At 73.6% G+C, this 19,974-nt stretch carries 18 protein-coding genes; 6 read left to right on the forward strand and 12 right to left on the reverse strand.

Translation table 11 applies throughout. From position 1 onward, the window contains the following. Nucleotides 1-2: 2 nt before the first annotated feature. On the reverse strand, nt 3-548 hold the full coding sequence (locus tag E1211_RS08410; RefSeq protein WP_132347145.1) for a TIGR00730 family Rossman fold protein: 546 nt from the start codon (nt 546-548) through the stop codon (nt 3-5). 3 nt (nt 549-551) lie between these two features. Continuing rightward, nucleotides 552-1,436, reverse strand: a complete 885-nt coding sequence (locus E1211_RS08415; protein ID WP_132347147.1) for a TIGR00730 family Rossman fold protein — start codon at nt 1,434-1,436, stop codon at nt 552-554. Nucleotides 1,437-1,591: 155 nt separating this feature from the next. Between E1211_RS08415 and E1211_RS32390 the strand changes: the two genes are divergently transcribed. Then, nucleotides 1,592-1,762: a hypothetical protein gene (locus tag E1211_RS32390; protein ID WP_165947205.1), complete on the forward strand. Its 171-nt coding sequence runs from the start codon at nt 1,592-1,594 to the stop codon at nt 1,760-1,762. A 71-nt stretch (nt 1,763-1,833) separates the two neighbouring features. Here the strand turns inward: E1211_RS32390 and dapE are convergent, their stop codons facing one another. Further along, nucleotides 1,834-2,907 (reverse strand): succinyl-diaminopimelate desuccinylase, encoded by a 1,074-nt coding sequence (dapE, locus tag E1211_RS08420; RefSeq protein ID WP_132347149.1) that lies wholly within the window; start codon nt 2,905-2,907, stop codon nt 1,834-1,836. 79 nt (nt 2,908-2,986) lie between these two features. On the opposite strand from dapE, the gene dapD reads away from it, so the two are divergent. Then, a complete protein-coding gene (gene dapD / locus E1211_RS08425; RefSeq protein WP_132347151.1) occupies nt 2,987-3,946 on the forward strand; it encodes a 2,3,4,5-tetrahydropyridine-2,6-dicarboxylate N-succinyltransferase in 960 nt (319 codons plus the stop codon). 53 nt (nt 3,947-3,999) lie between these two features. Here the strand turns inward: dapD and E1211_RS08430 are convergent, their stop codons facing one another. Beyond that, nucleotides 4,000-7,335, reverse strand: a complete 3,336-nt coding sequence (locus tag E1211_RS08430) for a S8 family serine peptidase (protein ID WP_132347153.1) — start codon at nt 7,333-7,335, stop codon at nt 4,000-4,002. A 137-nt stretch (nt 7,336-7,472) separates the two neighbouring features. Between E1211_RS08430 and E1211_RS08435 the strand changes: the two genes are divergently transcribed. Continuing rightward, complete coding sequence (locus E1211_RS08435) at nt 7,473-8,048, forward strand: sugar O-acetyltransferase (RefSeq protein WP_132347155.1); 576 nt, start codon at nt 7,473-7,475, stop codon at nt 8,046-8,048. Nucleotides 8,049-8,132: 84 nt separating this feature from the next. Continuing rightward, nucleotides 8,133-10,778 (forward strand): hypothetical protein, encoded by a 2,646-nt coding sequence (locus E1211_RS08440; protein ID WP_132347157.1) that lies wholly within the window; start codon nt 8,133-8,135, stop codon nt 10,776-10,778. On the opposite strand, the gene E1211_RS08445 is transcribed toward E1211_RS08440, so the two are convergent. From E1211_RS08445 to fdxA, 5 genes are read right to left on the reverse strand one after another with little or no spacing between them, the layout of a single operon-like run. After that, nucleotides 10,755-11,402 carry a nucleoside/nucleotide kinase family protein gene (locus E1211_RS08445; RefSeq protein WP_132347159.1) on the reverse strand — a complete coding sequence of 216 codons (648 nt, stop codon included), beginning with the start codon at nt 11,400-11,402 and terminating at the stop codon, nt 10,755-10,757. The genes E1211_RS08440 and E1211_RS08445 overlap by 24 nt on opposite strands. After that, nucleotides 11,402-12,043 carry an SIMPL domain-containing protein gene (locus E1211_RS08450; protein WP_132347161.1) on the reverse strand — a complete coding sequence of 214 codons (642 nt, stop codon included), beginning with the start codon at nt 12,041-12,043 and terminating at the stop codon, nt 11,402-11,404. Before E1211_RS08450 ends, E1211_RS08445 begins: the two co-directional genes overlap by 1 nt. Nucleotides 12,044-12,098: 55 nt before the next feature. Then, nucleotides 12,099-13,109, reverse strand: a complete 1,011-nt coding sequence (locus E1211_RS08455; protein ID WP_243709430.1) for a prephenate dehydrogenase/arogenate dehydrogenase family protein — start codon at nt 13,107-13,109, stop codon at nt 12,099-12,101. Between the two features lie 49 nt (nt 13,110-13,158). Beyond that, entirely contained in the window at nt 13,159-14,268 is a 1,110-nt protein-coding gene (gene dapC, locus E1211_RS08460) for a succinyldiaminopimelate transaminase (protein WP_132347163.1), read from the reverse strand. Beyond that, a complete protein-coding gene (gene fdxA, locus E1211_RS08465) occupies nt 14,265-14,591 on the reverse strand; it encodes a ferredoxin (protein ID WP_076466513.1) in 327 nt (108 codons plus the stop codon). The genes dapC and fdxA overlap by 4 nt, the downstream gene beginning before the upstream one ends. 79 nt (nt 14,592-14,670) lie before the next feature. Here fdxA and E1211_RS08470 point away from each other — a divergent pair, with 79 nt between their 5' ends. Continuing rightward, a complete protein-coding gene (locus E1211_RS08470) occupies nt 14,671-15,639 on the forward strand; it encodes a GNAT family N-acetyltransferase (RefSeq protein WP_132347165.1) in 969 nt (322 codons plus the stop codon). Nucleotides 15,640-15,783: 144 nt separating this feature from the next. Here the strand turns inward: E1211_RS08470 and E1211_RS08475 are convergent, their stop codons facing one another. The 3 genes from E1211_RS08475 to mshB form a co-directional block, all read right to left on the reverse strand. Further along, entirely contained in the window at nt 15,784-16,248 is a 465-nt protein-coding gene (locus E1211_RS08475; RefSeq protein ID WP_132347167.1) for a hypothetical protein, read from the reverse strand. A 78-nt stretch (nt 16,249-16,326) separates the two neighbouring features. Continuing rightward, the gene (locus tag E1211_RS08480; RefSeq protein WP_132347224.1) at nt 16,327-16,764 is read right to left on the reverse strand and encodes a hypothetical protein; all 438 of its coding nucleotides are present in this window, start codon (nt 16,762-16,764) and stop codon (nt 16,327-16,329) included. Between the two features lie 17 nt (nt 16,765-16,781). Next, entirely contained in the window at nt 16,782-17,705 is a 924-nt protein-coding gene (gene mshB / locus E1211_RS08485; RefSeq protein WP_132347169.1) for an N-acetyl-1-D-myo-inositol-2-amino-2-deoxy-alpha-D-glucopyranoside deacetylase, read from the reverse strand. 85 nt (nt 17,706-17,790) lie between these two features. Between mshB and E1211_RS08490 the strand changes: the two genes are divergently transcribed. Further along, nucleotides 17,791-19,938: a prolyl oligopeptidase family serine peptidase gene (locus E1211_RS08490; protein WP_132347171.1), complete on the forward strand. Its 2,148-nt coding sequence runs from the start codon at nt 17,791-17,793 to the stop codon at nt 19,936-19,938. Nucleotides 19,939-19,974: the final 36 nt, after the last annotated feature.

A 19,974-nucleotide genomic window follows, 5' to 3' on the forward strand; every position in this document is an offset into this window, starting at 1 on the left:
GGTCAGGCGAGGTGGGATTCGAGGGCGTCGAGGGCGGCGGGGACGGAGTCGACGACAGTCAGCAGGTCGAGACCGGCCGGCTTGAGGAAGTGCCGGTCGGTGAGGTCGGCGAGCCAGGTGAGCAGCGGCTGGTAGAACCCGTCGGCGTCCACCAGCACCATCGGCTTGGCGTGCAGGGTGAGCGTGGCCGTCGTCCAGACCTCGAAGAGCTCGTCCAAGGTGCCGAGCCCGCCCGGCAGCGTCAGGAACGCGTCCGACTTGTCGATCATCAAGGTCTTACGACTCGCCATCGAGTCGGTGATCAACAGCTCGTCCGAGCGCAGATCGGCGACCTCCAGGTCGACCAGCGCTTGCGGTATCACCCCGACGGTGGGCCCGCCGGCCGCCCGCGCGCCGTCGGCGATCGCGCCCATCATCCCGACGCAGCCACCGCCGCTGACCAGGGTGTGGCCACGCCGGGCGATCTCCGCGCCGGTCTCGGTCGCCAGATCGAGCCAGCGCTGGTCGAGCGTTCGGGAGGAGGCGCAGAAGACGCAGATGGCAGCCACCGATCAGCTCCCCTTCGTTCCGCCGGAGTCGGCGGCGTCGCGCTCGTCCGCGGCCTCCGCCGCGTCACGCTGGTCGGCGGCGACGCGGGCGACCGCCTCCTCCCGGACCGCCTCCTGTTCGGCGGAGAGCGCCGCCTCGGCCTCCACGATGTGCCGGACCGCCGCGTCGACGGAGTCGGTGAGGCAGATCAACTCCAGGTCGACCGGCCCGATCTTGCCGTCGGCGGCCATCGTGTCGCGGAGCCAGTCGATCAGCCCCCGCCAGTACTCCGTGCCCATGAGCACCACCGGGAACCGGGTGACCTTGCCGGTCTGCACCAGCGTGAGCGCCTCGAAGAGCTCGTCCATGGTGCCGAACCCGCCGGGCAGCACCACGAACCCGTGGGCGTACTTGACGAACATGGTCTTGCGGGCGAAGAAGTAGCGGAAGTCGATGGCGAGGTCGACCCAGTCGTTGATGCCCTGCTCGAAGGGGAGTTCGATGCCGAGCCCGACGGAGAGCCCGCCGGCCCCGCTGGCGCCCCGGTTGGCGGCCTCCATCACACCCGGGCCGCCGCCCGTGATCACCGCGTAGCCGGCCCGGGCCAGCGCGCCGCCCAGTTCCTCGGCCATCCGGCACTCGGGGCTGTCCGGGCTGCTGCGGGCGGAGCCGAAGACGCTGACCGCCGGTGGGAGGTCGGCGAGGGTGTCGAAGCCCTCGACGAACTCCGAGAGGATGCGCAGGGCCCGCCAGGCGTCCCTGGTCTTCCAGTCGCTGCGCCCCCGGGAATCGAGCAGACGCTGGTCGGCGGTGCTGTTCGGAATGGCCTGCCGGCGCAGGGTGACGGCGCCCCGGTGCCGCTCCCGCCCGGCTCTGCGGCCGGACTCCCGCCCGTTGCTCTGACTCATGGAAGCAACCGTAGTGGAGCGACCCCCGCCGGGTGCACGCGGCGAGAACGCGCCGAAATAGTTCGCGATCTTGGGCAACCAAAACCGTCGCCCGCACGTCTTACTATTCACATACCGGGTATGCCCCGGCGCGCGCCTTCGGGGGAGGAGCCAGCGTGATCAGCAACAGCGAGATGATCCGGATCCGTCGTCAGATGCAGCGACGGATCCGCGACGTGGTGGCCGAGCGCCGCCGCGCCCGCCAGATGGAGCCGGCCGGCGGCGAGCCGACCGGCGACTCCGACGTTCGGCAGGCCACTGACCCGTCCCTCACCGCCCCACTCTGACCGACCGGCCAGGCCGGAAACGATCAGGAGGCTCACGCCCTCCGGCGTGAGCCTCCTGATCCGCGTACGGGTCAGGTGGAGGCCAGCCACCGGTGCAGGGTGGCCGCGCCGTCCCGGATCTTGCCGATCTCGACGTGCTCGTCCTTGTGGTGGGCCAGGTTCGGGTCGCCGGGACCGAAGTTCAACGCCGGGATGCCCAGCGCCGCGAAGCGGGACACGTCCGTCCAGCCCAGCTTGCCGATCGGCGCCGCACCCACCGCCGCCAGGAACTCGCGCGCGGGCGGTGCCTCCAGCCCCGGCAGGGCGCCGGCCGCCGCGTCGGTCACCACCAGGTCGAAGCCGGCGAAGACCTCCCGCAGGTGCGCCTCGGCGGCCGCCGGGTCGCGGTCCGGCGCGTACCGGTAGTTGATCTCGATCTCGCAGCGGTCGGGGATGACGTTGCCGGCCACCCCGCCCTCGATCCGCACCGCGTTGAGCCCTTCCCGGTAGTCACAGCCGTCGATGGTCACCCGGCGCGCCTCGTACGCCGTGAGGCGGCGCAGCACCTCGACGGCGCCGTGGATGGCGTTCATCCCGTGCCAGGACCGCGCCGCGTGCGCCCGCTCGCCGTGCGTGGTGACGATCGCCCGCATGGTCCCCTGGCAGCCGGCCTCGACGATGCCGTACGTGGGCTCCAGCAGCACCGCGAAATCCGCCTGCAGCCACTCCGGGTGCGCCTCACCCACCAGGAGTAGCCCGTTGTACCTCGACTCGATCTCCTCCGCCTCGTAGAAGAAGTACGTGACGTCGTAACGGGGGTCCGGCAGGGTCACCGCCAGGTGCAGGGCGTACGCGACACCCGACTTCATGTCCGAGGTGCCGCAGCCGTACATCAGGTCGCCGCGCATGGTCGACGGGAAGTTGTTGTTCAGCGGCACCGTGTCCAGATGCCCGGCCAGCACCACCCGCTGGGCCCGGCCCAGCTCGGTCCGCGCCATCACCGTGTTGCCGTGCCGGTACGTGGTGAGGTGCGGCACACCCCGGAGCACCTCCTCGACGCAGTCGGCGATCGCCTTCTCGTTGAGCGAGACGGACTCGATGTCGACGAGGGCGCGGGTCAGCGCCACCGGATCGGCGAGGACCTCGGGGGTCAACGGGTTCTCCATGTTTCGCACGGTACCGTCAGAGCCGGTGGGGGTGCCGAGCGAGCTTGCACCCGCACGACCGCGAACGAGAGGTGAATCAGTGACGTCCGCGCAATCCGCCTGGGGCATCGGCCTGGCCACGGTCACCGCCGACGAGCAGGTGCTCGACACCTGGTACCCGACCGGCAAGCTGGGGCTCGGCGAGCTCCCGTTGGTGGCCGGCGAGGGGAAGGCGGACGTGCTCGACCTGCCGCCGTCGACGGTCGGCGAGCGGACGCTGCCCGGTCTGCGGGCCGTCCAGGTGGTCACCCAGATCGGCTCACTGGACGATCCGATCAAGGACGCCTCCGACGCGTACCTCCGGCTGCACCTGCTCTCCCACCGCCTGGTGCGGCCCAACGAGATCAACCTGGACGGCATCTTCGGCAAGCTGGCGAACGTGGCCTGGACCTCGGCCGGGCCGTGCCCGCCGGAGCGGGTCGACGAGCTGCGGGTCGTCGAGCGGGCCGCCGGTCGCCACCTGGCCGTGTACGGGGTGGACAAGTTCCCCCGGATGACCGACTACGTGGTGCCGTCCGGGGTGCGGATCGCCGACGCCGACCGGGTTCGCCTCGGCGCGCACCTGGCGTCCGGCACCACCGTGATGCACGAGGGCTTCGTGAACTTCAACGCCGGGACGCTCGGCACCTCGATGGTCGAGGGGCGCATCGTGCAGGGCGTGGTGGTCGGCGACGGCTCCGACGTCGGTGGCGGAGCCTCGATCATGGGCACCCTCTCCGGCGGCGGCACCGACCGGGTCCGCATCGGCGAGCGGAGCCTGATCGGCGCGAACGCCGGGGTCGGCATCTCCCTCGGCGACGACTGCGTGGTCGAGGCCGGCTGCTACATCACCGCCGCCTCGAAGATCACCCTGCCGGACGGTCGGGTGGTCAAGGCCCGTGAGCTCTCCGGCTTGGACGGCCTGCTCTTCTGGCGCAACTCGGTGAACGGCGCGCTCGAGGCGAGGCCCCGCACCGGTCGGGGCATCGAGCTGAACGCCGCGCTGCACGCCAACGACTGACCTGGTGACTCCTCCGGGCCGGCGGTCGCCCGCCGGCCCGGAGGAGCCCGGCATCACCTCAGCCGGTAGGCCTGGATGATGTGCTGCCTCACCGTGTTGCCGGCGCTGTCGCGCGCGGTGGCCCGCAGCGAGGCGTACCCGGGCCCGGCCGGATGCCGCACGACCGCCTGCCAGCCGTCGCCGCCCTTGCGGACCTTCGCCCGCTGCCAGGTCGACCCACCGTCGTAGGAGATCTCGACGGCGAGCGCGGCGACGCGGGCCGACTGCGCACCCGGCTGCCGCTGCACCTGGACCGGGATGACGAAGCTCCGGCCGGCCGGGGCGCTGTTCGCCGCGTCCAGCGGTGGCGCGAAGCGGACGGCCATCGCGGGCAACCGGGCGAAGTCCTCGCCGGGAACGTGCCGGGACCGGAACGTCCAGGCCGCGCCGACCTCGGTGCTCAGGTCGGTGAAGCTGCGCCTCGTCACCGTCTCCAGCCGGTAGCCGGCGGTCCCCGGCGGCACCTCGAACTGGCCGAAGCCCGGGTCGGCGCTCTCCCCGACCAGCTTCCCGTTCCGGTACAGCGCCGTCCGGGCGCTGTCCGGGAGCGAACCGCCGGCGTGACCGTCCGCGTCGCTGTGCAGCGGCACGTCCAGCACGATCACGTCCCCCTGCCGGGTGAGGCCCTGACCGGGCCAGCGCGGCGCCGGGAAGGACGGCCCGTACGGCGCGCTGTTCCAGGCCTCCCGGAGCTGCTTGCCGGCCCGATAGGCGCGGGCGTCGCCGGCCAGCATGGCCCGGGGTTCGAGCCACCCGTCTCCGGTACGCACGCCGAAGGTCAACTCCGAGGTCCAGCGCACGCCCCGGGTGTTGTAGTGCTCGACCCGCTGCCCCGGCACCGCCGTCGGCAGCGCGACTGCCCAGCCGCCGACGGCCGGCTCCAGCTGCGGGAAGACCACCCGCTCGGTCTCCAGGCCGGGGTACCCGCCGCGGAACGTGTGGGTGACGGTGGCCAGGTCACGCGCGCGGTAGCGCCGGTCGAAGCCGGTCGGCATCGTGCCGGGGAAGCCCTCGCTGAGCGCGTAGAGGTAGGGGCTGCTGGCCGCCTCCCGGTCGGCCCACTGGCTGCTCACCGTGCCGATGAAGCGTTCCGCCGAGCCGTTCGGGCCGAGCTGACCGCTGGACAGGCCGGTGAAGTCGAACCCGAGCAGGCTGAAGCTGTGCGAGCCGACGTCGGCGACGAAGACGTTCGCCCCGATGTCGACGAGCTGTGGCGTGGCCGTCGGGTCCGGCACCGTGCTGCGTACCGGCTTCGCCCGCCGGGCGTCGACGGTGAGCTCGGTGTCCCGGTCGAGCATCAACTCGGGCCGGGCGATCATGGCGGCCCGTGAGTTCTGCTCGTCACCGCTGAACACGTAGCTGACCAGCGCGTACCGCCCCTTGGGCAGCCGGACCTGCACGGTGCCGTCCGGGTCGTACAGGTCGTGGCTGGTGACGTCGGCCAGGTCGACGAGCGTGCTGCCGTGCTGGCCCGTCGCCGCGCCGGTGTCGTCGAGGTGCCGGACGGTCAGCTGGTAGCTCTCCACCTCCCGGTGCACGGCGACCGGGGTGACCGCTACCGCGTCACCGGATCGGGCGACGACCCGTCCGGTGTAGTACCCGTCGGTGTCGCCGACCCGGGTGTCGGCGGTGACCGTGGCGCTCGCCGTACCGCCGGCCGGCACGGTCACCTGGCCGGCGCTCAGGGTGAACATCCCGCTCGGCGCCGACGCTCCGCCGGGGCCGGTGACGTCGAGCGTGAGGTCCAGGGTGAGCGCCGTCGAGCCGTCGTTGCGCCAGGTCAGCTGGCGGGTGATCGGGGTGTCGTCGTCGTGCGGCCAGAGCGCCCGCCCGAACGAGACGCTCACCGGGTCACTGGTGACGGTCTGACCGATCGCCCGGGCCACGTCGACCCGCCCGGCGCCCTGCTCGTAGGCGGTGCGCTGCGGGTGCGGCTTCGCCGAGGCCATCAGCGTCGCCTTCAGCTGCCCGGCGGTCCAGTCGCCGTGCTGGTCGGCGAGGAGCGCCACCGCGCCCGCGACGTGCGGCGCGGCCATCGAGGTGCCGGAGATGGCGACGTACGACTCCCCCACCGGGTCGCCGATCTGCCCGTCGGCGGCGCGGGCGGCGACGATCTCCACGCCCGGCGCGGTGATGTCCGGCTTGACCGCCTCGTCGCCGACCCGTGGGCCTCGGCTGGAGAACTCGGCGAGTTCGTCGTCGCGGTCCACGGCGCCCACGGCGAGCGCCGCGTCGGCGGTGCCGGGCGATCCGACCGGGGCGTAGCCCCCGTCGTTGCCGGCGGAGACCACGAAGAGCGCGCCGGTCTCCCCGGTCAGCTGGGTCACCGCCTCCTCGAGCGGGTCGGTCTCCGGCGTGTCCGGGCCGGTGAGGCTCATGTTGATCACGTCCGCCTGCTTCTCCACGGCGGCCCAGTGCATGCCCGCGAGGATGGCCGAGTCGGTGCAGAAGTTCGTCTCGCAGACCTTGCCGGAGAGCAGGGTGGCGTCCGGCGCGACCCCGCGGTACCGGCCACCGGAGGCGGCCCCGCTGCCGGCGATGATCGAGGCGACGTGGGTGCCGTGCCCCACCAGGTCACCCGGGGCCGGATCCTCGGTGAAGTTGCGGGCCTCGGCCACCCGGCCGGCCAGGTCCGGATGATCGGTGTCCACTCCGGTGTCGAGCACCGCGACGCGGACGCCCTCGCCGGTGTACCCGGCCTCGTACGCGGCGGGTGCACCGATCTGCGGGACGCTCTGCTCGAGCGTGATCCGCCGCCGGCCGTCGAGCCAGATCCGCTCGACGGGCGCCGTACCGGCCCGGGCCCCGGGTCGGCCGGCGACGGTCGCCCAGAGTTCCGCCGCGCGGTCCTTCTCCACCGTGCCGGCCACCCCGTCGATGGCGGGCAGGTCGCGGGTGACCGTGACGCCCGGCAGGGCGGCGGCGCGCCGATCGGTTCCGGCGGGCCGGCGCAGCAGTACCGGCAGGTCGTCCTGCCGCGCGTCGTCGTAGCCGGCCGCGATCAGCTCGGTGACGTCGAAGAGCCGCCGGTCGACGCGGCCGGCGCCGATCAGCGGCAGCGCGTCCTGCGGCACGACCGAGAGCCGCCCGTGGTCCCGGCGGGTCAGGAAGCGTAGCCGCTCGCGCCCCGGGCTGGGCCGCACACTGGCTCCGCCGGAGGCGGTGACGGTCACCTTGTCCCCGGTGAGCAGGGTCACCGTGGCCGGCTGGTCGGCGGGCGCCGACGAGGCAGGCCGGGCGGTGGCCGATGCCACCGGGCCGCCCGGCGGGGCGGCCACGGCGACTGCCGGGGCGGCGAGGACGAGGGCGATCGCGAGGCCAGGTGCGGTCAACTTCCGTGTTCGGTGCAACGGATCCTCCCTGGTGGAGCGTGGTAATCGATGGGGACATCGACGCCGGTCAGCATTGCATACGCGGTATGCAGTGAAGAGTCAGAAAATTGACTGACTTTCCGGCAATGGAGGGGAAAGCCCGGGATGATCTGCCGGTGACGTCGATGAAGGAACGCATGCTCGCCGGCGACCTGTACCAGGCCGACGACCCGGAGATCACCGCCGACCTGGCCCGCGCCGTCCGGCTGATGGAACGCTTCAACACCAGCCCCGCCGACGATCCCCCGGCCCGCCTCGCCGCGCTGCGGGACCTGCTCGGCGAGGTGGGCGAGGAGACCTGGGTCCGGCCACCCTTCTACTGCGACTACGGCGCACGGATCCGGCTCGGCGCACGCTGCTTCGTCAACTTCAACGCCGTCTTCCTCGACGTCGCACCGATCACCATCGGCGCGGACGTCCAGATCGGGCCGAACGTCCAACTGCTCACGCCGACGCATCCCGTGGAGCCCGAGCCGCGCCGGGCGAAGTGGGAGTCGGCCAGGCCGATCACCATCGGCGACAACGTCTGGCTCGGCGGTGGCGCCATCGTGCTCGCCGGGGTCGACGTCGGGGCGAACACCGTCGTCGGCGCGGGGGCCGTGGTGACCCGCGACCTACCACCGAACGTCGTCGCGCTCGGCAACCCCGCCCGCCCCGTACGGTCCGTCGAACAGCCGCGATCAACCTCCTAACCTGCACTAACAGCCATTCCACCGGTTGCCAGCCGCCCCGCTCACCCGGCACTGTGGGTAATGACGTCTTCACCGGGAGGCGGCATGAACGGTCGGGTTCTCGAGCTACGGGTGCACGGGGTGTCCAACACGCCCCCGGCGCAGATCCTCGGCCTGCGCCCCGACCCGACCGGTGGGGCACCCCCGCCGCACCTCGTCGCCGGTGGAGCGGTGACCGGCTTCTACCGCGCCCCCGGCACCGGGCCGGACGACCCACTCGTCGTCGAGGCGTACAGCTGGGGGCAGTTGACCTCCGGCGCACGGACCGCGCGCGACGTCGAGCGTGCCCTCTGGACGCTGCTGCTGCCGTTCACCCTCGCCAACGTCGCGCTGCACGCCCGGCCCGGAATTCCCCCGGGCCCCGACCGGGAACGCTGGTCCAGCGACTCCGGCCTGACCGCCTGGCTGATCCGCCTCTTCTGCCTCAGCCTGACCTGCACGGTGGTCGTCACGGTGACCGGCATCGGCGTCGACCTCGTCGGCTGGCAGTGCGTCGACGACGACTGCCTGCGGCGGATCCCCGGGCCGTGGGAGTTCCTCGGCGAAGGGTGGTGGAGCGAGGGCACCCGCGCGCTCGCCGTCGGGCTCCTCGCCCCGGCCGGGCTGCTCGCGCTGCTGGGCCTGCTCACCTGGCGTACGTACCAGTACGAGGCGCAGATGCCCGCCGGCCCCGGCCTGCTCCCGCGCCGGCCGCAGCCGGCACGCACCGACGCCCCGCCCGGAAACCCGGGTTCCCGGTCCGACCAGCCAGCGCACCCGCCCGACCCCGAACCGGAACCGCCGCCTGCCGACCCGACGAACCCGTTGCAGGACCGCACCTTCTGGCACGGGGAGGGGCAGCTGCGCCGCTCGGCCGTGCTGCACCTGTGCACCGGCGCGCTCGTCGCCGCCGCGGTGCCGCTCGGCACCGTGCTGGCCATGGATCCGCCCCGCGGAATCCGCGCGCTCGTCGCCTGGCCCACCGCCACGGCGGGCGGCGCGGCCCTGCTGATCGTGGTGGTGGCGCTCGGCCGGCCGTGCCTCGCCCGCCGGACCGGCGCCACCCGGCTCGGCCGGTGGACCATCGGGGTCGCCGCGCTCACCGCGCTCACCGTGACCGGCACCGTGGGGCTCCTGCTGCTGCCCGACGGGCCGGCCGGCACTCCCCTGGCCGAGCTGCGTCCACCGGTCGGCTGCGCCCGCGATCCCGGTGCGCCAGGCTGCCTGGTCGACCGGTCGCTGCCCGGATACGACTGGATCGTCTCCTGGTTGAGCCTGGGCCAGTTGCTGCTGCTGATCGCGATCGGCGCGGTCGCCCGCTCCGGACGCCGCGCGTTGGCGCCGCCGGTCGCCGCCGCGGGAGCGCTCCTGCTCGGCGTGTCGTGGATCGGCGGCCGGCCACCCCTGGTGCCGGACGCGCCGGAGTCCCTGAAGGTGTGGATGCTCGCCGCACCGGCCGTCGCGCTCGCCGCGATCGGGCTGGTGCTGCCGCCCGCGCACGCCGCCGGCGACCGACCCGCGACGCCACACGGCGCCGTGGCGTGGGGCGGCCGCGGACCGGCGGTCATCGCGGGCGCCGGTTGGCTGCTCTGCGTCGCCAACTGCGCGGGGCTGCTCTACTGGACCGCGGACCGGCTGAACAACGGGGCCACCCCGAGCGGCCGGAGCACGATCGCGCCACCGGTCCCGGTGCTCTGGAGCGGGCTCGCCTTCGCCGTCGCGACCGTCGCGCTCGCGGTCACCCTCGCCCGTGCCGGCCTGCTGCTGCACCGGCTGCGCCGCCAGGCGTACGCCGAACTGACCCCGCCCGGGCACTCGCTCTCCCCGCACGACCTGCGCCGATGCCGCGACGTCAGCCTCTTCCACGCCCTGCACCGGCTGGTCGGCGAGCACGCGATCCGGCTGCTCGGGTGCTACGCCGTCGTGGCCGCCGGACTGGCCGCCCTCGGCTGCGCGGCCGTGCTGTCCCACGCCCGGCCGCATCCCGCGCGGGTCACCGAGGGCGCGGCCGTGCTGAAGTTCGTCGCCGACGTCGGCGGCTCGATGCTCGGTTGGCTGCCGGTGCTGGTCGCCGCGATCGGCGCGCTGGTCTACCGCAACGACACCGTACGGCGCACGGTCGGGGTGGTCTGGGACGTGGGTACGTTCTGGCCCCGCGCCGCCCACCCGCTCGCCCCGCCGAGCTACGCCGAGCGCGCCGTACCCGAGTTGCAGACCAGGATCGCCGGGCTGCTCGCCCTCGGCGACGACGACCCGCGCCGGATGACGGGCATCATCCTCTCCGGGCACAGCCAGGGCACCGTGATCTGCGCGGCCGTCATCCTCCAACTGCCCGCACGGTGGCGGCGACGAATCTGGTTCTTCTCGTACGGCTGCCAGCTGACCCGGCTCTACGGGCGGGTCTTCCCGGCCTACTTCGGGCCGGACCGGCTGCCCACCGTGACCGGGGCGTTGACCACGCCCACCGGCCGGCAGGGCTGGACGAACTTCTGGCGGAACACCGACCCGCTCGGCTGGCCGGTGGACGCGGGCGAGCGGGACACGACAGTACGGGACCCGGAGGCGCTGCATCCCCGCGACGGCGAGGTGGCCGACCCGCCCATCCGGAACCACAGCGGCTACCCGGAGGCACCGGAGTTCCAGCAGGAGCGGGCCCGGGTCACCCGCCTGCTGCTGCGCGAGGTCCCGCTACCCCGGCGGGGCCTCGGCTAACCGCACCACCACGTCCGCCCGACCGGCGGTGCCGGCCACCAGCGTCGCGTTCTCCTCGTCGCTACCCATCGCCCAGGCTCGCGCCGCCGCCTCCGACCGCCCGTACGCGACGTGCCGGGCGGTGAGCCGACGCAGCCGCAGCTCGGCGTCCAGGTCGAGGAACCACGCCTCGTGCAGCAGGGACCGCACCTCGTCCCACGGGGTCAGCGGCAGCAGCAGGTAGTTGCCCTCGGTGACCACGAGGCGCACCTCCGGCGGCACCTCGATCGAGCCGGCGATCGGCTCCTCCAGGTCCCGGCGGAACGCGGGGGCGTAGACGGAGGTCGGCTCCAGCCGGTGCAGCCGGCGCAGCAGCGAGACGAAGCCGTTGGCGTCGAAGGTGTCGACCGCGCCCTTGCGGTCGGCGCGGCCGAGCCGCTCCAGCTCCGACTGCGCGAGATGGAAACCGTCCATCGGCACCAGCCGGGCGGCCGGCCCGACCTCGGCGACGATCCGCTCGGCGAGGGTGGACTTGCCCGCACCCGGTGCGCCCGCGATGCCGAGCAGTTGGCGGGGACCGGCCTCGGCCAGGGAACGCGCCCGCTCGATCAGCTCCTCGACCGGGAGCACCCGTGCCGCCGCCATCAGCCCAGAACCGGCTCGGAGATCGCGAAGCGCGCCTGCACGGCGGCCTGCACGGACTGCGGCTGCGGATCGAGGTCGAGGTCCGCCCGCCCGCCCGCCTCGGGGCCACCGGCGTACGCCATCCGGGCCATCATCGGCCGCTCGGCGCCGGTGTCCGCGAGCTCGATGAGCGCGGTGACGCGGGCGCGGAGCGCCTCGGCGTACTCCCGGCCACGGGTGAGGGCGTCGGCGATCGCGGCGTGCCGGACCTCGCGGTACGTCGGGCTGTCCGGCCGCAGCGACCACCACGGCCCGGCGATCTCCACCTGGTCCAGCTCGGCCACGCGGAGCATCAGCTCGCCGAGGGCGGTGAAGTCGCTGACCGTGACGGTGGTGGTGACGCTCCCGTGCCAGCCGACCACCCGCTCGCTGCTGCGCCGGGTCTCCGGCCGTACCCGCAGGTCCCCGGTCTCCCGCCGGTCGATCGCCGCGCCCTCGCCGTCGAGCAGCACGCGGACGGCGGCGGCCCGTTCGGCGAGCCGGGTCAGGGTGGTCTCCCGGTCCCGGTCGCGGGCCGTCACGGTGATCGCGAACCGGGCCAGCTCCGGGGCAACCTCCCGGTACGCCTCGCCGCGTACGGTCACCACCGGCCCGTCCATCATGCCCTCACCCTAGTCGTGGCCGCGCCCCGGCGTCGGGCCGGCGCTCAGCTCGCGCTCACGCCGCCGGTCGGCGCGCCAGGTAGGTCACCACGTCCGCGCCCACGTGGCAGCCGGCCAGGTGACCGCCCGCCGAGCCGAGCTCCAGCAGGTACGCCAGCTCGGCGGCGTGGTCCCCACCGGCGGGGAACTCACGCCGGTGTTCGTCCAGCCTTCGGTCGAAGAGCGTCCGGCGCAGCTCCTGCGCCTGCCGGTACCGCTCGACGAGCGCGTTCGGGTCGTCCCGGCGCAGCGCGTCGACCAGCTCGTCGAGCACCAGGCGGACCTGGCCGAGCTGGTCGAGCACCTGGTCCCGGTTCTGGAAGAGCATGTCGGCGATGCGCTCCACCGGCGTGCCGACCACCCGGGTGCCGTCCCGGAAGCTCCCCGCGGCCAGCCCGAGTACGGCCTCCCGCGTCGGCACCTCCGCCGCCGCCCCGGCGAGGCTCCCCGCCAGTAGGTGGGGGACGTGGGACGAGAGGGCGACCACCGAGTCGTGCGCCGTCGGTGACATCGGTACGACGCGGGCCGCGAAGACCGCCACGAGGAGGTCGGCCAGTAGCCGGAACGGCCCGATGCCGTCGAGACTCGGGCAGAGCACCCAGGCCGCCCCGTCGAACAGCCCCGGCACGGCGGCGGTCAGCCCGGACCGTTCGGTGCCCGCCATGGGGTGGCCCGGCACGAACCGCCCGGTCAGGCCCTGCTCGGCCGCGAAGCGGGCCACCGCGCCCTTGGTGCTGCCCACGTCGGTGACCACACAGTGGTCGCCGGTCTGCGAGGCGACGGTGCGCAGGGTCTCCGGCAGGCTGGCGAGCGGCCCGGCGAGGAAGACGACGTCCCGGTCCCGGAGCGCGTCGGCCAGCTCGTCGGGGAAGCGCACCCCTCGGTCCCGGCCGGCGGCGCGGGTCGCGGCATCCGGGTCCCAGCCGACGACGTCCGGGTACGCCTCCCGGAGTCGGAGCAGGATCGAACCACCGATGAGGCCGGTACCCACCACCGCGACCCGTGGCCGCCGATCCACGCTCTCCACCGACACGTACCTCGTCCCGATCCTGCCGCCGTCGAACGACGAGGCGGGCTCAGTTCCCGGCGAGTCGGCCGGCCACCGCCGCGACCCGCTCGTCGGACTCGGTCAGCGCGACCCGGACGTGCTGCCCACCGGTCGGACCGTAGAAGAGGCCCGGGGCGACGAGAATGCCCCGCCGGGCCAGCCAGTCGACAGTCTTCCCGCACTCCTCGCCGCGGGTCGCCCAGAGGTAGAGGCCCGCCTCCGAGTGCTCGATGATGAAACCGGCCGCCTCGAACGCCTGGCGCAGCACCTCCCGCCGGGCCCGGTAGCGCTCCCGCTGCTCCACGACGTGCTGCTCGTCCTGCAGGGCGGCCACCATCGCCGCCTGCACGGGCGCGGGCACGATCATGCCGGCGTGCTTGCGCACCGCGAGCAGCTCGGCCACCAGCGCCGGGTCGCCGGCGACGAAACCGGCCCGGTAGCCGGCGAGGTTCGACCGCTTGGAGAGTGAGTGCACGGAGAGCACACCCTCGTACGAACCGCCGCAGACCTCGGGCGAGAGCACCGAGACCGGCTCCGCCGACCAGCCGAGGGGCAGGTAGCACTCGTCGCTGGCGACCACCGCCCCCCGCTCGCGTGCCCAGTCGACCACCTTGCGCAGGTGGGCCGCGGGCAGCACCTTGCCGGTCGGGTTGCCGGGCGAGTTGACCCAGACCAGCCGGACCCGTGAGGTCGGGCCGACCGAGGTCAGCGAGTCGCTGCGCACCACCGTGGCGCCGGCGAGCCGGGCACCCACCTCGTACGTCGGGTAGCTGACCGACGGCACCACGACCACGTCGTCCGGCCCGATCCCGAGCAGGGTCGGCAGCCAGGCGACCAGCTCCTTCGAACCGATGGTCGGCAGCACACCGAGACCGTTCGCCCCGGCGCCGCAGGCACGGACCACCCAGGCGGTGATCGCCGCGCGCAGCGCGGGGGTGCCGGCGGTCAGCGGGTACCCCGGCGAGTCGGAAGCGTCAGCCAACGCCTGCCGGATCACCTGTGGCACCGGGTCGACCGGCGTGCCGACGGAGAGGTTGATCAGCCCCTCCGGGTGCGCGGCGGCGACGGTTGCCGCCGCGTCCAGGGTGTCCCAGGGGAAGTCGGGCAGGTGCGCCGAGATCGGCGCGGGCCTGCTCAGTGTCCCTCACCGCGCGGCGGCTGCGCGGCGACGAACGCCGCATCCTTCTCCACCTTGCCGATCTTCGAGGCGCCGCCGGGCGAGCCGAGGTCCTCGAAGAACTCGTAGTTGGCGCCCGTGTAGTCCTTCCACTGCTCCGGGACGTCGTCCTCGTAGAAGATCGCCTCGACGGGGCAGACGGGCTCACAGGCACCACAGTCGACGCACTCGTCGGGGTGGATGTAGAGCATCCGGTTGCCCTCGTAAATGCAGTCGACCGGGCACTCCTCGATGCATGCCTTGTCGAGCACATCCACGCACGGCTCGGCGATGATGTAGGTCACCGGTCTTCTCCTCCGCAAGACGCGCCGCGATCTCCCGCGACGGTAAGAGCCTAGTATCTCGCCGGGGAGGGGGTCGATCGTGCTGGGTCAGCAGGATGTGGGACACCGGATCGTGGTTCGGCGGATTGTTGGTATTCGCGAAGGCAGACCCCTCTTCTCGGACGCCCTCGGCGAGCTGGTCGAGCTGGACGAGACCCATCTCACGTTGAGCACCGCACAGGGCCCGCTGCGCGTGCCGCGGGACGAGGTGCACCGGGCCAAGCGGGTACCGCCGGCCCGTCGCCCCACCGCGGCGGCCGTGGTCGACCTGGAACTGGCCGCGGACGAGGCCTGGCCGGCGCCGACGCACGAGCGCCTGGGTGGCTGGCTGCTGCGGGCCGCCGACGGCTGGACCGGCCGGGCCAACTCGGCGCTACCGGTCGGCGATCCGGACCGGCCGCTGCCGGCCGCCCTGGACACGGTCGAGCGTTGGTACGCCGAACGCGGCCTCACCCCGATGGTGAACACCCCGCTGCCGCTCGCCACACCGGTCGGCGCCGAGCTGGACGCCCGGGGCTGGAGCAGCCGGCCGCCGGTGCTGGTGCAGACCGCCCCGCTCCCCCTGCCGCACGCTCCGGTGCCGTCGTCGCGTGGCCCCGCAACGACGGCCGTGGTGGAGCTGGCCGTCGCGCCGACGCCGGAGTGGCTGGCGATAGTGGGCGACCGCAAGGCCGGCCTGCCGGACGCCGCCCGCCACGTGCTGACCGCCGTGGACCACGTCCGCTTCGCGCACGCCTACGTCGACGGCACGTTGACCGGGATCGGCCGGGGCACGGTGACCGGCCGGGGCCGCTGGCTGGGGTTGACCCTCATCGAGGTGCTCCCGGCGGCCCGCCGGCAGGGGCTGGCGCGCCGGATCATCCGCGCGCTCGCACAGTGGGGCGCGGAGACCGGCGCCACCCACGCCTTCCTCCAGGTCGAACAGCGCAACACCGCTGCCGTGGCCCTCTACCAGCGGCTCGGCTTCGCCACCCACCACACCTACCTGAGCCGCGTCGCCCCGTACTGACACCTCCGGGTCGCGCGCTCCTGCCCCGCCCCGAGATCTATTCGAGCTCCTGGAATCGGGGGGGTCGCAGGCACCAGGACACCCCGATTCCCGCGAAGACGAGTCGACCAGCCTGTCCCCGTCAGGTCCGTCGACCAGGCCCGGTCAGCGACGGACGACCTTGCGGGGCTTGGCGGCCCGCAGCTCGGCGTACCGCTTGAGGCCCTGCGACCGGTGGTCGAGGCCGAGTGCGGTGGCCACCAGGTAGCCGACGAGCGCCCCCGCCAGAGCGGCGCCGAGGTAGAACCAGATCTGGGCGAAGAAGGTGCCCGCGCCGCCGGCGAACGGGCTGCCGCCGACCAGCAGTGGGCCGACCAGCACCGTCAGGAGCATCGCGACCAGCACGACGCCCAGCATGTCGGCCGACCATTCGCCCAGCGGTCGACGCCGCCCCCAGACGAAGGCGAGCACGGCGAGGATCACCCCGATCAGCACGAACATGCCGAGCGACACCCGGTCGGCGGCGCTGTCGTCGCCGTCGAAGCCGAAGTGGATGATCAACCGAGCGACGACGTTGACCGCGAAGAGCACCCCGGCGAGCACTCCGATGTCGCGCCAGCGCCTCTCCATCGCACGACCTCCCGCCCAACCGTCCCCTCGAACGGTTTCCTGGCAGGAATATCTACCACCCGAACCTGTGTGCCGTCATCACCCGGGCGAGTGCGGCGACGGCGCGAGGATCTGCCGGAAACCCACCACGGCGAAGGTCATCGCACCGGCCACGATCATGACGAGGCCTACCCAGTTGTTCCCGGCGAGCAGCAGATCCCCCTCGGCGGTCCGCACCGCCGCGACAGCCATCAGCGCGAACCACGGCACCGCCGGCAGCGCCACCGACCAGCGGCGGCCGACCGCCCGGTGGGCGAACCACCCGAGCGCGATGTTCGCGCCGACCGCCAGCAGCACCGACACCCCGACGAGCTGGCCGGCCACCCGGAGCGTGGCGAGCAGCAGCTCCACCACCCCGGTCACCACGCCGGCCACCACCGCCACGAGGCCACCGGCCACCCGCAGGCCGAGGTCGAGCAGGCGTGGCGGCGGGCCCGCCGGTGGCGGCGGGCTGGTCTCGTCCGGGGCGACCGACATCGGGACGGTGGGGAGGGTCACCGCAGACCGGCCACCGCTGCCGGGGCCCGGTCGTGGCCGTGATCGGCGAGCCCGGCGAAGAGGTCGTCCTCCCAGCCGTACGGGCCGCTGCCCGTGCCCTTCTCCCCCTTCGCGAGGGTGTAGTACTCCATGCCCATGAACTCGCCACCGATGCTGCCGGCGATCGTGTAGAGCCATGAGGTCGACGGGATCTGGGTGGCGTGGGCGCGCATCGCGGCCTGCTTCGCGGCGTGCTGCTCGGTGGCGTCGATCCGGGCCGCGATCTGCTCGTCGGGAGTGCCGAACGGAAGCTCCGACACGTCGTCGATTCCGGCGAACGGGTTGTCGGACGACTCGACGAACTGGTCCATGCCGGCCTTGAGCACGCTGAGCGGCATGGCCGTCCAGTAGACCTTCGCCGGGGCGATCCCCTCGGCCTCGGCCAGCTGATGTGCGCGCATCGCCACCCGGTTCGCCTGGATGTGGTCCGGGTGCCCGTAGAAGCCGTTCTCGTCGTACGTGATCATGACCTGCGGACGGATCTCCCGGATGACCTCGACCAGGTGTCCGGCGGCCTCGTCCAGGTCGGCCTGCCAGAACGCCCGCGGGTGCTCGTTGGTAACCAGCCCCATCATCCCGGAGTCGCGGTAGCGGCCCGCGCCGCCGAGGAAACGGTGGTCGGTGACGCCCAGGGCGGCGCAGGCGGCGTTCAGCTCGGCGATCCGGTAGCCGCCGAGCTGGTCGGCCTGGTCGGCGGCGAGCTGCGCCAGCGCCGGCACGTGGATCTCGCCCTCCTCGCCGAGCGTGCACGTCACAAGCGTCACGTGCGCACCGGTGGCGGCGTAGTGGGCCATCGTCGATCCGGTGCCGATGGTCTCGTCGTCCGGGTGCGCGTGGACCAGCAGCAGGCGGCGGTCGGGCAGCGTCGTCACGCCCGTCACTCTAACCGGCGGTTCCGTCCGGCCGACCCCAACGCGTCCGCGCAGGTCGGCCACATCACCTCCGGAGCCGACTTACGATCTGGCCGTGGACTATCCGGAGCTGGCCGCCCGTACCCGCCGGTTCAGCCACGGCGCGCCGCGCGCCGTCTCCGTGGCCGACGACGGCTCCCGGGTGATCTTCCTGCGCTCGGCCGGCCCGGAGGACCCGGCCGACGCGCTCTGGCTCCTGGACGTCGCCTCCGGCGAGGAGCGGCTGGTCGCCGACCCGGCGGTGCTGCTCGGCACGGACACCGGCCCGGCCGCGCTATCGCCGGGCGAGCGGGCGCTGCGCGAGCGGTTGCGGCTCAGCGCCGACGGCATCGGCTCGTACGCCCTGGACGCCGCCGGGCGGGTGGCGGTCTTCGCGCTCGCCGGCCGGCTCTTCCGGGCCGACCTGGTGCACGGCGACGTCGTCGAGGTGGCCGTCGTCGGACCGGTGCTCGATCCCCGTCCGGACCCGACCGGCGAACGTCTCGCCTACGTCACCGACGCCGCGGACGGGGTCCGCCGGGGCGAGCTGCGGGTGGTCGACGCCGACGGCACCGACACGATGCTCGCCGGGGAGGACTCCGGTGTCACCTGGGGGCTGGCCGAGCACATCGCCGCCGAGGAGTTCGGCCGGTTCCGCGGCTACTGGTGGGCGCCGGACGGCCGTTCGGTGTTGGCCGCGCGGGTCGACGAGTCCCGGCTGGACCGGTGGTACCTGCATGATCCGGCCGACCCGGCCGCCCCGCCGACGACAGTCGCCTACCCCCGGGCCGGTGGGCCGAACGCCGAGGTCAGCCTGCACCTGCTCGACCTGGACGACGGGTGGGTCGACGTGCACTGGGACCGGGAGACCTACCCCTACCTGACCTCGGTGAGCTGGGCCGACGGCGGCCCGCTGATCACCGTGCTGCGTCGTTCGCAGCAGCACGGCCTCGTGCTGGCGGTGGATCCGCGCACCGGAGAGACGCAGGTCCACGCCGAGCTGGCCGATCCCCGCTGGGTCGAGCCGATCGCCGGCACCCCCGCGCACCTGCCCGACGGCCGGGTGCTGGTCGGCGGCGAGCTGGCCCACGACGGGTACGACGCGCGCTGCCTCTTCGCCGACGGCACCCTGCTCACCCCGCCCTCGCTGTACGTACGGCGCGTCGTGGGGCGGCTGCCCACCACCGGCGCGGGCGCGCCCGACCTGCTGGTCGAGGCGAGCGACGGCGAGCCGAGCGAGCGGCACCTGTTCCGGGTGCGTACGACGATCGGCGGCGGGGTCGACGCCCGCCGGTTGACCGCCGACTCGGGCTGGCACACGGCCGCGGTCGGCGGGGACGTGCTCGTGGTGGGTGTCGCCTCGCTCGACCACGCGGGGACGCGGTGGACGGTACGCCACGGCGACGAGGAGGTGGCGGTGCTCCACTCGTACGCCGCCGTCTCGCCCTACTCGCCGCTCCCGCTGCTGGAGCGGGTGACCGACCGGCGGCTGCCGAGCGCGGTGCTCTACCCGAACAGCTACGTCACCGGTCGCCGTCTGCCGGTGCTGCTGGACATCTACGGCGGCCCGGGCCACCAGGAGGTGATCGCGGCGCGTTCGGCCTGGCTGGAGCGGCAGTGGTGGGCGGACGCCGGGTTCGCGGTGGTGGTCGTGGACAACCGGGGCACGCCGGGGGTGGCGCCCTCGTTCGAGAAGGCGATCCACCGGCGGGTGGCCGACGTGATCCTGCTCGACCAGGTGGAGGCGCTCACCGCGCTGGCCGACAAGCACCCGGATCTCGACCTGAGCCGGGTGGCGGTGCGGGGCTGGTCGTTCGGCGGCTGGCTGGCCGGGCTCGCGGTGCTGCGGCATCCGGAGCTGTTCCGCTGCGGCATCGCCGGGGCCCCGGTGAGCGACTGGGGTCTCTACGACACCGCGTACAGCGAACGCTATCTGGGGATGCCCGACGAGGGCTCGGACGTCTACGCGCACCATTCGCTGGTCGAGCTGGCCGCCGAGCCGGTGACCGATCCGGCGGAGGCCCGCCCGTTGCTGCTGGTGCACGGCATGGTCGACGACAACGTGGTCGCCGCGCACACCCTGCGCCTGTCGGCGGCGCTGCTCTCCTCCGGGCGGCCACACTCGGTGCTGCCGCTGACCGGGGCGACGCACATGGCCGCCGGCGGCACCGCCGAGCGCCTGCTCCGGCTGGAGCTGGACTTCCTCCGCACCCATCTGGGGTAGGCCGGGCATGGCGGCGCCGGGTGAGCGGAAGGCCCC

Origin of the sequence: Micromonospora sp. 15K316 (assembly GCF_004348525.1) — a bacterium.
In the GTDB taxonomy this organism is placed as follows: domain Bacteria; phylum Actinomycetota; class Actinomycetes; order Mycobacteriales; family Micromonosporaceae; genus Micromonospora.